At 50.3% G+C, this 12,906-nt stretch carries 10 protein-coding genes and 1 tRNA gene; 6 read left to right on the top strand and 5 right to left on the bottom strand.

Translation table 11 applies throughout. The features are described 5' to 3' along the window. Positions 1-122: 122 nt before the first annotated feature. Both HMPREF2967_RS07845 and HMPREF2967_RS07840 read right to left on the bottom strand, forming a co-directional pair. The gene (locus HMPREF2967_RS07845; protein WP_070685940.1) at positions 123-362 is read right to left on the bottom strand and encodes a helix-turn-helix domain-containing protein; all 240 of its coding nucleotides are present in this window, start codon (positions 360-362) and stop codon (positions 123-125) included. Positions 363-837: 475 nt separating this feature from the next. Continuing rightward, a tRNA-Asn gene (locus HMPREF2967_RS07840) sits at positions 838-910 on the bottom strand. A gap of 251 nt (positions 911-1,161) precedes the next feature. Here HMPREF2967_RS07840 and wecC point away from each other — a divergent pair. The 3 genes from wecC (at position 1,162) to HMPREF2967_RS07825 (ending at position 5,426) form a co-directional block, all read left to right on the top strand. Continuing rightward, the gene (gene wecC / locus HMPREF2967_RS07835) at positions 1,162-2,427 is read left to right on the top strand and encodes a UDP-N-acetyl-D-mannosamine dehydrogenase (RefSeq protein WP_304440862.1); all 1,266 of its coding nucleotides are present in this window, start codon (positions 1,162-1,164) and stop codon (positions 2,425-2,427) included. Between the two features lie 135 nt (positions 2,428-2,562). Further along, entirely contained in the window at positions 2,563-3,864 is a 1,302-nt protein-coding gene (locus tag HMPREF2967_RS07830; RefSeq protein ID WP_070685937.1) for a glycosyltransferase family 4 protein, read from the top strand. A gap of 59 nt (positions 3,865-3,923) precedes the next feature. Beyond that, entirely contained in the window at positions 3,924-5,426 is a 1,503-nt protein-coding gene (locus HMPREF2967_RS07825; protein WP_198531035.1) for a glycosyltransferase family 4 protein, read from the top strand. Positions 5,427-5,509: 83 nt separating this feature from the next. Here the strand turns inward: HMPREF2967_RS07825 and HMPREF2967_RS07820 are convergent, their stop codons facing one another. Beyond that, positions 5,510-6,871: a hypothetical protein gene (locus tag HMPREF2967_RS07820; protein ID WP_070685933.1), complete on the bottom strand. Its 1,362-nt coding sequence runs from the start codon at positions 6,869-6,871 to the stop codon at positions 5,510-5,512. Positions 6,872-6,932: 61 nt separating this feature from the next. On the opposite strand from HMPREF2967_RS07820, the gene HMPREF2967_RS07815 reads away from it, so the two are divergent. Both HMPREF2967_RS07815 and HMPREF2967_RS07810 read left to right on the top strand, forming a co-directional pair. Beyond that, a complete protein-coding gene (locus HMPREF2967_RS07815; protein WP_070685931.1) occupies positions 6,933-7,853 on the top strand; it encodes a hypothetical protein in 921 nt (306 codons plus the stop codon). Between the two features lie 5 nt (positions 7,854-7,858). Next, entirely contained in the window at positions 7,859-8,761 is a 903-nt protein-coding gene (locus tag HMPREF2967_RS07810; protein WP_070685929.1) for a hypothetical protein, read from the top strand. Positions 8,762-8,792: 31 nt separating this feature from the next. Here the strand turns inward: HMPREF2967_RS07810 and HMPREF2967_RS07805 are convergent, their stop codons facing one another. Together HMPREF2967_RS07805 and HMPREF2967_RS07800 are read right to left on the bottom strand one after the other, a co-directional pair. Further along, positions 8,793-9,629, bottom strand: a complete 837-nt coding sequence (locus HMPREF2967_RS07805) for an ABC transporter ATP-binding protein (RefSeq protein WP_070685927.1) — start codon at positions 9,627-9,629, stop codon at positions 8,793-8,795. Further along, entirely contained in the window at positions 9,613-10,506 is an 894-nt protein-coding gene (locus tag HMPREF2967_RS07800) for an ABC transporter permease (RefSeq protein ID WP_070685925.1), read from the bottom strand. The genes HMPREF2967_RS07805 and HMPREF2967_RS07800 overlap by 17 nt, the downstream gene beginning before the upstream one ends. A gap of 181 nt (positions 10,507-10,687) precedes the next feature. Between HMPREF2967_RS07800 and HMPREF2967_RS07795 the strand changes: the two genes are divergently transcribed. Then, entirely contained in the window at positions 10,688-12,886 is a 2,199-nt protein-coding gene (locus HMPREF2967_RS07795; protein WP_198531034.1) for a hypothetical protein, read from the top strand. Positions 12,887-12,906 lie beyond the last annotated feature (20 nt).

Here is a 12,906-nt window from a genome sequence, read left to right as displayed (position 1 = left end):
GAATGCACGCAGGCGTGAATTTAATCCTTGCGGGGCGGCAATGATTCGCGTAATCTTGTAAGCGAAGTTTGTTTTATTTAGCTCCGCTGTTGCCGCAGCGGAGTTTTTCATTTGCTGCATGGCTACGCACCACCGCCGACCACAACAGCGTCGCCGTAGAGGAATTTGGCAAGCTCCAGGGCGGGGATAAGACGCTGTTTCCCTTTGCCCATGGTGCTGGGCACTGGACGAAGTTCACCACGGGCGATAAGACGCTCTAGGTGGCGTTGCGAAATAGATGCACGCTCACAGACCTCCGAGGGCTTGAAAGCCTTGAGAAGCGTGTCGTCGTTGAGAATGATTTGTGTTACCGGTGCGGACACAACAAAAACCTTTCGGTGTTGTGTCGCGTCTTCGATGACGGTCCTAGCACGCGCCCATGCTGCCGCCGTGAGTATCTCTAACCTTGTGCCCCCAGAACGTACTCACGCGAGCCGGGGCGGCGCTGCCTTACTGTTTCACATCCACCGGTGGGCAGCTACCGGGGTGCTGAGCGTCTTCATCTTGGTGGGGCGGACTAACGCACGTCCAGCGTGCCCCTGCGTCGTGAACCCGCTAGTTTCACGACCCGACCGGCCAAAGTCGGTTTCTCTCGCACCGGGGAAGCCAACCCCCGGCAAAGACAATTTTCAGTTGCTAATTCACCATATCAATAACTGCCAACTTGTGCCAGGTCTCAAACGGGGTTTGAAGTCACGTGAGGGGCAGAGTTTTCGATATAGCATTTTTATAGCACGGTGGCATATATGGCACGTCTGATAAAGCAAAAAACCCGCCGTGACCAGCGGGTTTAATAAGCTCCTCCAACTGGGCTCGAACCAGTGACCCTTCGATTAACAGTCGAATGCTCTGCCAACTGAGCTATGGAGGAATATGTGTGGCTCGCTGAACAATGAGTATTGCTCGCTGCAACGAGAAGTAACTATATAGGGTTGAATTGAGCTGGTACAAATCGCCTGCATACCTGCTATATCTGAGGAGATTTCTCGGGTAGAGGTAGCCAGAACGATTGATGATCTGCGAGGGCAGAAAATTTTCGCTGGGCCTATGGCGGCGGAGTCAGCACTAAATGCCTAATATGGAAGAAACCTGTACCTATGCATGATGTGAGAAAGGGTCGTAATGACTACCGGAAAAGAGTCTATGACCAAGTTTGATTCAGTTTGTGTGGTTGGACTTGGCTACATTGGACTCCCTACCGCGGCGTTCATCGCTTCCAAGGGTGTCAAAGTTACTGGCGTCGATGTGAACCCCACTTTCGTCGAGTCAATTAATAGGGGTGAAGTTCCCTTCTTTGAACCCGGCTTTGAGGAATTGCTTAAGCGCGTTGTCGATGAGGGGTACTTGAGGGCACAAGCCGAACAGATTCAGGCGGATGCCTACATTGTCTGTGTGCCGACTCCTTTCCGCGAGGACTACAAGGTTGACACGAAGTACATCAACGCTGCAGCCGAGGCTATGGCACCGCACCTGCGTCCCGGCGCCCTCGTAGTTCTGGAATCTACCTCTCCTCCCGGAACGACGGAGGCGATGGCTAAGCACATTATTGAGCTGAGGCCCGACCTTTCTTTGGACGAAAATGATGAGAATGCAATTTTCGTTGCTCACTGTCCTGAACGCGTTCTTCCGGGGCAGATCATGGAAGAGATGGAGAACAATGATCGTGTCATTGGTGGTCTGACGCCCCGTGGCACGCAGATGGCCTGTGACCTGTATGGAACCTTCTGTACCGCTGAGTTGCTGCAGACGAATGCGACCACTGCTGAGATGGCAAAGCTGACGGAAAACTCCTTCCGTGACGTCAACATCGCGTTTGCAAACGAGCTCTCGTTGATCAGCGACCGGCTCGGGATTGATGTTTGGGAGCTTATTGAGCTTGCGAATCATCACCCGCGCGTCAATATTCTTCAGCCCGGCCCGGGCGTCGGTGGACACTGCATCGCAGTGGATCCTTGGTTTATCGTTTCTTCGGTACCTGAAGAGGCACGAATCATCAAGATGGCGCGCGATGTTAACGACGGCAAACCTGAGTGGGTAATTAAGAAGGTCACGGAAGCGCTCGATGGAAAGCCTGACGCCGTCGTCGCCGCGCTGGGCATTGCATTTAAGAATGATATTGATGACCTGCGAGAGTCTCCGTCGCTAAACATTGTGAAGCAGCTCGGACAAGAGAACCCGCAGCTGGATATTCGAGTAGTCGAACCGAACGTAAATGCACTGCCAGATTCTCTTGCCGCTATCCCAAATGTTTCGCAGCAGGATTTGGATTCAGCCATCGCAGAAGCGGATCTGATTCTCTTGCTGGTGAACCACAAGGAGTTCGTTGCTCTGGACACCACCAAGCTCCAGGGCAAGACCGTCATCGATACGAAGGGCATCTGGCGCTAGCTGTGACGCCATCGACGTAATCTTTGAATCCCGAGAAGGCGGTGCTTCCCAAACATCTCCTTTCAATTCGTGTGCCCCGAAAGTGGTAACTTGTAGTGAGAATTTGTCCGCGACTCAAAGAGGAAAGTTGGCGTAGTGGAAGTACTAGTTATTTCGCAGTATTGGCTGCCGGAAAATGGTGTTCCGCAACGTCGTTGGGCTTGGCTCAGCGGACTTCTTATGCAACAAGGCCACTCAGTATCGGTGATCGCGCCTCCACCTCAGAGTGATCGAAAGATTGACTTCTCAGTGTGGCGTCGCGAACGGAAGTGGCGGGCGCAAGGGGAGTGGGAAAGAGGAGCCTCCGGCGAAAGAATCGCTCGGAGCGGATTCTTTCCTGCTGGACGGTCGTTGACGGTCCGAGCGATAAATCAAGCTTTCGTAGCACTGGCTGAAGTAGCTGTATTTGCTCGTCGGGGAGGTGTGTTCAAAGGGTACCGTCCTGAAGTAGTAATTGGAACTGTGCCAGCACTCCCAACATCAGTTGTCGCCTGGCTTGCGGCGAAGAAATTTGGTGTGCCATATGTGATCGATTTGCGCGATGCCTGGCCCGACCTCTTGCATCAATCAGAAAGTTGGAACGTCAGCGTCGGCAAAGCTTCGATTCGCGAAAGAATTCTGTCCAAAGGCCCATTACAGGCCGTTTCATGGGTGACCAAGTGGGTTCTTTACTTGGTTCTGCGGAACGCAGCGGCAATCATCGCGACATCGAGCGATCTGGCCGATGATCTTAATACGCGGAAGCAGCTAGAAAAGAACGGGAAAACTCCCCCCATTTTCACAGTACGCAACGTTTTTCCCGCTGCGACTGATCACCGCAAGCAAGTTCCAGATGCTACTTCAAAGAAGTCGCTTCACGTTCTGTATGCGGGCACGATTGGCCGAGCGCAAAACCTCAAAAACGCATTGAAGGCCGTTGAGATTTGTCGTGACGCTGGAGTGAAGATCGAGCTACGGATGGTCGGCGCGGGCGCGGCAAAGGCTGCTCTGCGAGTCCAAGCAAGGTCACTAGGCGATAGTGTCACCTTTGAGCCTCGTCACCCAGCGGATAATCTGGATGATCACTATTCTTGGGCAGATACTGCTTTGGTTCATCTTGCTGATTGGGAGCCTCTGTCAAGAACCGTTCCTTCAAAACTCTATGAATTGATGGAAACGGGAGTGCATGTTACTGCCGTAGTCCGAGGTGAAACTGCTGGTTTAGTGCGGAAGTTGGATGCTGGGGATGTAGTTGAGCCGAATTCGCCTCAACAACTTGCCGAGCTATGGATGAGTTTGCTGTCCGATCCTGTTCGGCTTAAAACGGGAGGAAAAGGACGTGAGTGGGTTCAAGAGGAAAGGGAGTCAGTAACTCCATGTGTCATCCGCGAAGTGATGAAAACAGTAGCGGAGGTGTAGTGCGTAGATTCTCGCACGTAGCATCTTCGTCCGTTATGCTTGCCAAGGCACTCTCCCAAATGGTGAAGGATGATCCTAGAAATTTCGCTTACAAAGTGAAAGAGCGCATTCGCTTGTCGCGTGTTTCGATGTTTTTGCCGAAAAGACTTCTCTGGTCCGAAGAACAGACCACGCGCTTGACTAAAATCGAGGAACTGTTTTCTGAGGGCGCTTTTCAGCAGCTATCGGCGCTCGGAAGCTCATCAGAATTGCAAAAGCTATCGCGTTCTGACCGGAGAAAGGTGTCGAGAGCTACTGAGCGATGGGAGTTGCTGCACAGTGAATTGCCCGACCCCGGCAAGGGGTCGTCCAATCTGAGACAGTCGCGATTACAGGAAGAACTCCTAGTGACGTTTTTCTTGACCAATAGCCTCCCGTACACACAATCTGGATATACGTTCCGCTCGCATGAAATGGCCAAAGCGATGTCGTCCGCTGGTGTAAACGTAAAGGTCGTTACCCGTTTCGGGTATCCCCTGGTGGTGGGACAATTTCCAATTAGGCCAGTCGATTGGATCGATGGAATCAGGTATAGGCGTCAACTTACTGCTTCCTACCCGAGTTCATTGCGAGAGCGAAATTCCCTTTCGGTGAATTTGTTGCTCGATGAAATCCGATGCTCAGGCACAGATATCATTCATACGACGACTGATTACAATAATGCGCTTGTTGCCGCTTCCGCGGCGGTGCGATCGGGACTTCCATGGGTTTACGAAGTGCGCGGCGAACTCGAGAATACTTGGTTGTCGAGGCATCCCCGGGACAAACAGGAGCAATTGCGCGGTTCCGATTTCTACAAAGCAGCTCGCATGCAAGAGGTAGCGTGCATGAATGCTGCTAACGCTGTTATTACACTGAGTGAGGTTTCTCGTTCTCAGCTAATTGCACGCGGCGTCGAGCCTTCCAAAATTCACGTAATCCCAAACGCTGTCGATGAGAGCCTCGTTGGCAAGTTCCATGACCGCCACCAACTGCGACGTGAGCTGGGGATTAACGACAATGGAATTGTCGTGGGAACTGTCACATCGGTAGTTGGCTATGAGGGCCTTGATATTTTGATTAGAGCAGCAGTTTCGGCACCTAACATTTACGTGGTGATTGTTGGCGATGGTACTGCAACGCCGCAGCTTGAGCGGCTTGCTCTTGAACTGGGAATGCAAGATCGAATCATGTTTGCGGGTCGACGTCCCAATGCAGACATCTGGAAGTGGTACGGAAGTCTAGACGCGTTCGTACTTCCCCGAAAGAACACCGAAGTTTGTCGAACGGTAACGCCGATAAAGGCGCTAATCGCGCAGGCATTGGGGGTGCCGGTGATCGGCAGCGATTTGCCGGCTATTCGCGAGGTCACAGGTGGAATTGAATGCTACGTCGAGCCCGAATCCGTTGAAAGCTTGACAGCAGCCCTTTTGGAAATTCAGCCAGACCAGCCTAGAAACTCAGCTGCAATTGCCTGGGCAAGGTCCCGAACGTGGAGCGAAAATGCACGGAAGCTATCAAGAATTTACCGCGACCTGCTTTAGCGTCCTCTATTTTCGGAACCTTCCAATTGTCTCTAATTTGCTGAGCGAAGTCTTGGAAATGAGTCGGTAGATTTCTTACCTTACTAGATGGTATCTACGCCTGGTTGGAATCCTTCGGCAATGAACAGGTCCTGAGAATTCTCGGCTATTGCGTGTTCAATTAGCCGGCGAATAGTGTCCTTCGCTGGGGGAACATGCCCTTCGCCCCAGTGTTGACTATAGGTGAATACGTTCCTATCACACTTAGTTGCTCCGAGGAATGGCATTAGATGCTCTGTGACGTGATGGACATCCGTCGGCTCCTGCAAGACGTAGACAGTGGACGACGGCTGCTTTGAAATATCGTACAAATCAACTACCGAGGTGATTACGCCGGATTCTTGAAGCATTTTGGAATTGCCGCCCCAACAGATGTTGAGATACTCGCGATAAAAGCGAGGGTAATACTTAGCGATATCCGTCTGTGGATTCCAAACGATTGCTAAAGAGTTCGGGATTAAGTGAGCGAAAACGAGTGACGCAAAGCCACCGGCAGAGCCTCCTAGAAAAATCACCTTCGGTGCATTAATCCTATTGGCAATCTCCTGGATTACGCGAGCGAGAGAAATTTGCAGATTCGGAGCAGAAGAATTTCCAGTGAACCAAGAAATCGACAGGGATTCGTCCAAATACAAACTTGGATCGCTTATTGATAGGCGAGCGACATCAATGCCCTCAACAATGTGCCTTCCGCTTAGGTAAGGTAGATGAACCCGTGGTCCTTTACGTCCATGCAGAATTACGAGCAGAGGTTGCTTTTGAGCGCCTTCGAACTCGAAATCTGCGGTCACATTGTGTTCCATAATCCGAAAGCGGCCTTGCGGAACAGATGAAGATTTTAGGAACTCAGCGAAAGATGGAAAAACCTGGCCCGCTTTATGGTGTGTTGCCGTGTGAGAGCGATTCGTGCCGAGCTTTCCGATGATACTCAAAGAAGGCTTGTTGGGCGTTTGAAATGCATCGGAGGCAATTGAGTGAATTTTCGTATGTTCGATTGGTTCCCCGTGCTTGAGGGAGAATTCCAAGATGTGTTGAACATTCTTTGACGCATCGGCATCCTGGATCCACATCGCAAGGTGTAGGGCGAGAACCCAACCCTGATGTTCCTTTTCGTTAAACGTCTTGGCGTCTGTGAGCCTAGGTTCCGTTGAAAAATCTTCCAATTTCGCAAGCCAACCGAGTCGAGCCCTAAGGGTAGCATCGCGGCGACTCCCGTCAGTCCCACGCAGTTGAAGGTACGCGACAGTCGACTTGTCGACGAAGGAGAGTTCTGGGAAATCCCGAGTCGAATACGTGGCACCGCTGGACACGCTGACGGGAACAGTTATCTTCTTCTCTGGGGAGCTAAATACTGCAACCAAAGTAGCGGAGTCACTTTTGAAAGCTGGTACAGTGAATTGGTACATAGCCAATAAAGTACCTGATTTATTGACTGTCCGGACTTTATAGTCTTGAAGGGAAGAGTAAATGCCAGGGAAGTACATAGTCTTAGTTGAGACTATTTTCTGCGACAACGAGCGAGATGCGACTGTTCGACAGGATTTTTTCCAACGCTGGTATATATCGCTACGTGCCCTTGCAAGTGTTTCCGTTCCTGTTGATTGCACAGTCAAGTACATACTGTATCTGTCTGACGACAAGCTGCAGGAGAAAGTACTGGTCCAAGCGTTCTTAGCTAGCCTGAATCCGGAAGTCGCGCGAAGATTTGTTGTAGTTCCTTATGAACACCCCACCGATGGTTATGAATCAGAAGGAGTTGTGCATCCTGATTCTTTGAAGAATCCAAACAAAACGGCGCCTCGCCGTGATTGGTTGTTTGAAGCTGCATTGACTCGGATCAGCGTCGAAGGATACGACAGGGTAATTAGAGCGACGCTTGACGATGATGACTTCTGGTTGCCGTGGCAACTGCACGAGATTGTCCAAGCTGCCGAAGGAGTCTTTGAACCCGGCAAAATTCTTGGAGTCGGATTGAGGAATGCTCTGGTGGCATACCATGACGCATCGAAAGTTGATGTGGTCGAACTGACTCACCATATGAACGGGAACAAGTTTTACTTATCGGAGATTGGATTGTTCAGTCGGCAACGCGTGCTTAGTCCGTGGAGCATTCCAGAAGACTTTAACGAAGCCAACATTGCCAGGATGGGAAGAGCTGGTGTTAGCCTGACTAGCGTCGGCGAGAATAATCCTGGATGGATCTATAACCGATGGGGTGGCAACCTTTCGTTGCATGACAAGTCAAAATATTACATTCAAAATATGTCTACATTCGGATTTGATAATGCCTACGAGCTAATTGATTCAGCTGTGTCGCGTCTCAGCTCCGGTGTTTCTTACGAGGTGGCCTCAATTGAATCGTCCAACGACGCGGGTTCCGAGGTGTGAATTGGATGATCAAGAGGTCTTTTGAGCGATACGTGAACTGGGGAGAGGTTCACGAATATCGGGACTTCGAACATTTTGAGCATCGAGCATCAAATCGCGGCTTCCATATGATTGGCTATGGCACGGGATACTTGGATGTCTATGTTGAAGATAAAGGCGCAGAAACCACAGTTGTATTTTTCCATGCTGCGATGGGCCTTGACGATCTGACTCTACCGGTTTTCACTGGACGGAATTTGATGGAAGGGCTAGAAGCAAATGCTATCTATATTTCGGATCCTTCGCTTGAATTCGGTCTTGGGCTCGGGTGGTATGCCGGCGACTCCGACCGTCCAATGCAACAGGATTTGCCTCGGGTTTTAGAGTCGTTGATTTCGCGGATACGTACGCACAAGTATTTGGTATTTTTTGGGGCATCCGGTGGCGGGTTCGCCAGCCTATTCTATGGAAGCCTTTTCTCGAAAGCTTTATCTGTGTGTGTAAATCCGCAAGTGAACATATTCCGGTACCTGCCCGGTGCATTTGAGCCCTATCTTGAGGCTTGTTGGCCACAGGAGGGAAACACTTCAGTACAGTTCGTTTCTGATGTGTCAGTGCAGTACCGGGGAGGTCGTGCCGAGAATACAGTCCTCTATTTACAAAATCTTGGCGATGCTTCCCATATAAGGGATCAACTACTGCCATGGCTTGAAGAGGGGCCACAGCGGGAAGTCGAATTCTTTCTACATCTTGGACAGTGGGGGAAGGGGCACCGCGCACCGTCGATAGCAGTCCTAAAGCCCCTTCTTGAAACTGCAATTGCCGTACGGGGGAATTGGCCTCGATTGGACATCGACGTTGAGAAATGTCTTGACCCCGAAAGAATTCGAAAGAAGTCGGTCAGCTATCTTAATTCTTTGAAGAAATAGCTGAGAACGCATTACTCTGCTTGCGACAATTCTAATTTAAGACATTCGCTGCTTCATCATCGAATACGATTTTCGTCGGCTCGTAGAATCTCATCAGCATGTCAATCACATCGTTTGCTTCCTTTTCTTTGCCTTGTGCCTTCGCACGTGACCAACGTTCGTACCACTTGACGGCCATCTTGGCAGGAAGATCCGTCACAAGATTTCCGTCGTGGAGCCACAGGGCTCTTGAACAGTGTTGCCGTATGGTTCCAGCGGAATGTGAAACGATAAAGACCGTTGCTGCTTCTTCGAGAAATTGATCCATTCGCTCTTGTGCCCTGCGGTTAAATGTGGAATCGCCGGTAGCGAGTGCTTCATCGACTAGCAGGATTTTCGGACGAATTGCCGTTGAAATGGCAAATTTTAGGCGTGCTGCCATGCCAGAAGAGTAGGTGCTTAAAGGGCGATGAATGGCATCACCAATCGAGGCCCAAGTCGCAACAGGCATCACGAGCTCCTCAGCCTCTTCGGGGGTTAGCCCTTTCGCTAGCAATCCTAAGCGTACGTTCTGCACACCAGATAAGTGGGGCTGCAGAGCTGCAGAAACGCTTAGAAGAGATGGCTGGTTAGAAACCAAGATTTCTCCGGTCGTCGGACTTTCATTGCCGGCGATCATCGAAAGTAGCGTTGACTTCCCGGACCCGTTTTGTCCTAGGATGCCGATAGACTCGCCCTGTTGGGCAACAAAGCTCAATGGCTTAACAGCTCTTACTGTAGTGAGCTTTCGCTTCGGCCAGTTGAGATGCAACTCGCTGCCGTCGCGACTGATTACGTAATTCTTCGAAACGTTTCGAACGGCAACGCTGATATTATTTGATGTGCGCATATCTCTCCTCGGCCTCCCAAAAGTAGACCAGTCCAAATACAAACAGTAAGAGCGTCCATCCGCTTAAGTAAAGCCACTGGACTATAGAGGGAACTACGCCGTCTAGAGTGCATTGGCGTAGTGCATGAAGGAATTGATACACGGGATTGATTTGCATTGCTGTAGATAGCGCGGTGCTTCCCGAGAATCGGTCAAGATTGAAGAATACTCCTGAGATGAAAAATAAACCCTGCGTAACTAACCGCAGGAAGTTTCTTCCGTCAGGGAAAAAAGCGGTAAATCTCGCGGTTATCATCATTGCACCAGCTGCCCATACGTGCATCATAATGAAAAGAATCGGAACTAAAATGATTGTCCACGAAATGCCCTTGTTCCATTGAAAAAGAAGAGCCGCGCCAATTGCTACCAAACCTGGGATTAAGTTGTCTAGGGCTGCGTGGATTGAGTTGCTGATTGGGATCGTTGCTCGCGGGAATTGGAAAGAACCAATAAGATTCCGATTTCGTTGAATGAGGCTCGATCCTCCATTGATTCCACCAATTAGGAAGCGGAAAAAGACGACGCCGATCGTGAGAAAGCCAACAAAATTGTCGATTCCTCGATGCGTGCGAAGTACTACTCCAAAGATTAGTGCGTAAATTGCAATTTGGAAGGCAGGGTTTAGAAGCATCCATAATCGGCCAAAAAAGGTGCCGCGTCCATCTCCGAAGGACGAACTTTGAGCATAGGCCACCATGAAATAACGATTTTCCCAGAGCTCCTTGAGGTAGGTGAAAAAAGTTGGCCGGTAGTTTAGGGAACGAAGGCCAGATCGGTCTACGAGAACAACATTTGTAAGCTTGGGATGCTGTTCATTTTTGATATCTTGACCGGACATCGTAGCTCCTGTCATTTCGTCCAGTAGTGGGCTCGGTCTGATTGTACTTGGCGACAACGGCACTTAGGAATCTGTTCCTGGCGCCTCTAGCACAATTAGCGAGTTGACCCGTGGGGCGTCCCTGCGCAGACCCGAAGAAAGTCGAATCAATGAAAGAGTGCCGCAAGATAATTTGGGTAAAGTGATTGTACAGCGCACGGTTATCGAAGAAAAACGTGTGGTTGTTGATAACGAAGAGAAGGTGTGGTTGTTGAATTCAGCGACGGAAACTTTGGTCATCACGTTCAAGGGCATCCCTTCTACGAGTGATATTTCGATGGATCGGCTCAATGTCGGCGAGTTTCGAGCGTCACGCATCAGCGGTATTCTTTGGGGACAGTCGGTTTCGTCGAACGCATCTGGTTCATCTTCCCTGTCTGAAATACCTCTTTCTGACGCAGTCAATTCTTTCGGTGAATGGGCAGGGGTCTTTCGAGCGGCAGACGGTAGTACCGTTATCGCAGGCGACCCGTTTGGTTACTGTCCAATTTTCATGGCCTCTTTCGACGATGGGAACGGATGCTTTGACTTGATTGTGGGCAATTCTTTTCCCGCGGTTGTGGAGGAATGCCGAATTCAAGGGCATACGGTTTCAGCGAATGCAGCATATCCAGGACTCGTCTTGGGGACACAGCATTCGATCGCGCATACCCTCGTAACGTCGGACACACCACTTAATGAAGTCCGTTTGCTCAAGCCGCGGGAGGTGCTTTTCGTAACAAACGGGGGATTTGCTTGTGCAGAGCTACGCGACCCGGACGATTCGTTGACGTATGAAGAGCTTATTTCCAAGGGAGTAGATAAGGCGCTTCGTTCAATTAACCAAATGTGTTCTGCAGGTACTGAGATGCAGATCCGTTTGTCGGGCGGCAAGGACTCGCGGACAGTCCTGTCACTCTTGGAAGCTGCCGGGGTTGCTCAAGATATAAGTGTTTTTACAGTTGACCCTAGGCGCGCAGGTGCAGGCTTCGCAGCAGAGATTCTTCCTAATGATTTAAGGATTTCTTCATATCTGAAGGATCGGAATGGGATGAAGTGGTCCGTTCCCGGGGAGATCTTGATGCGGAATATTGAACCCCATGAGCATCTCTTGTCTTGGCAGAAGTATCGAGGTGGGTACAACTTTAAGTATTCGCCTTCCGTTCGAGGCGGAACTCGAGTCGATGAGCTAGTTGAAATATATGGCGGAACTGGCGAGGTCTTTCGATCTTTCTGGGCACGATCTTTGAGTTCAAATAAATATTTGAAAGGCGTCTCATGGACGTCGGAGGCCAAATATGACGATGCAGACAAGTTATTTGACTTCTTGTATAGGCCGTGGTTGATTGGCGCGGATGAGGTTGAAAACGTGCGTCATCGGTTTATTCGTTCTTTGGAGCTCGAGCGGCACAGTGATTTAACCGATGCAATCGATGAGCATTATGCAAATTATCGAAATCGCGGGCATTTTGGCACCGCTCGAGCAGCTGCAAATAGCAATGTGTTTAACGCCTTGCCACTGTCTCAAGTTGAGTTCCTAAAGGCATCCAAACTGCTGGCTCAAGATGATCGCTTAGACGGCAAGGTTCTTTTCGATATTATTCAAATGACGTCTCCTAGCTTAAATGAGATTGAATTCGAATCTGGTAGGTGGCCTGGTCGGTTTGGAGTATCAACCTATGCTGAAGCACCCGAGCTTGACGCGCGTGACTATTACGCAGCCCTTGATTTTGGTAGGGATCGGGTAAGTCATCTCGACCCTATCCAATCGGGCCCTTCTTTTGACCCCAATGCCTGGCTTGGTGCGCAGTTTGACCAGACCCATCAGGAGCTGCTCGAAGCGGAGCCATTCGCCAAGTATTTTGACGAGGGGCGTGGGGAAGCGTTGAAGCGCAGGTTCGATGGCGCCAATCTTGCCGAAAAAGGGCGCGTCTTATCGAAATTACAGGCCATGCGCTCAGCTCTGAGTGGTCAAATCGCAGACTGTCGTTTGGAATTCGAGTCCAAAGACGGAAAGCTGATTGAGACGGCACCGTCTCAGGGATCTGTCAGAACTGTTGCAGCCTCGCCTATCCGGCGGAATCCTGAGTTGGTCAATTGCGAGCTCAAGTTATTCCATTTGGCAAATAGCAAAGTCGTCGCAAGCGTAGACGTGCGAGCTTGCGGAGGCAGCGATCTTGAGTTTGCCTTTTATTTTTTTCAAGGGGACAAGCGAACCGCATTTAAGTGGTTTAGTCCAAGCACGATAGCTGAGTTTGAGCCGAACCCAGCGTATGGGGACGAAATTGCTGTGCGTGCTTTCGTACGCGTCCGAGGCGCAGGAGAGCCTCTTGTAACTCTCGAAAATGAGCTTGAGCGTTAGTCTCAATTGAAAGGAAACAA

Origin of the sequence: Corynebacterium sp. HMSC059E07, from assembly GCF_001814395.1 — a bacterium.
Lineage (GTDB): Bacteria > Actinomycetota > Actinomycetes > Mycobacteriales > Mycobacteriaceae > Corynebacterium > Corynebacterium hesseae.
Note: the sequence above shows the minus strand (reverse complement) of the source record. Positions and strands in the feature narration are given on the sequence as shown.

Bases quoted from the DNA above. Each gene is read 5' to 3' on its own strand.
- HMPREF2967_RS07805 (WP_070685927.1), bottom strand. From the start codon at position 9,629: ATGCGCACATCAAATAATATCAGCGTTGCCGTTCGAAACGTTTCGAAG.
- HMPREF2967_RS07800 (WP_070685925.1), bottom strand. From the start codon at position 10,506: ATGTCCGGTCAAGATATCAAAAATGAACAGCATCCCAAGCTTACAAAT.
- HMPREF2967_RS07820 (WP_070685933.1), bottom strand. From the start codon at position 6,871: ATGTACCAATTCACTGTACCAGCTTTCAAAAGTGACTCCGCTACTTTG.
- wecC (WP_304440862.1), top strand. From the start codon at position 1,162: ATGACTACCGGAAAAGAGTCTATGACCAAGTTTGATTCAGTTTGTGTG.
- HMPREF2967_RS07815 (WP_070685931.1), top strand. From the start codon at position 6,933: ATGCCAGGGAAGTACATAGTCTTAGTTGAGACTATTTTCTGCGACAAC.
- HMPREF2967_RS07825 (WP_198531035.1), top strand. From the start codon at position 3,924: ATGGTGAAGGATGATCCTAGAAATTTCGCTTACAAAGTGAAAGAGCGC.
- HMPREF2967_RS07810 (WP_070685929.1), top strand. From the start codon at position 7,859: ATGATCAAGAGGTCTTTTGAGCGATACGTGAACTGGGGAGAGGTTCAC.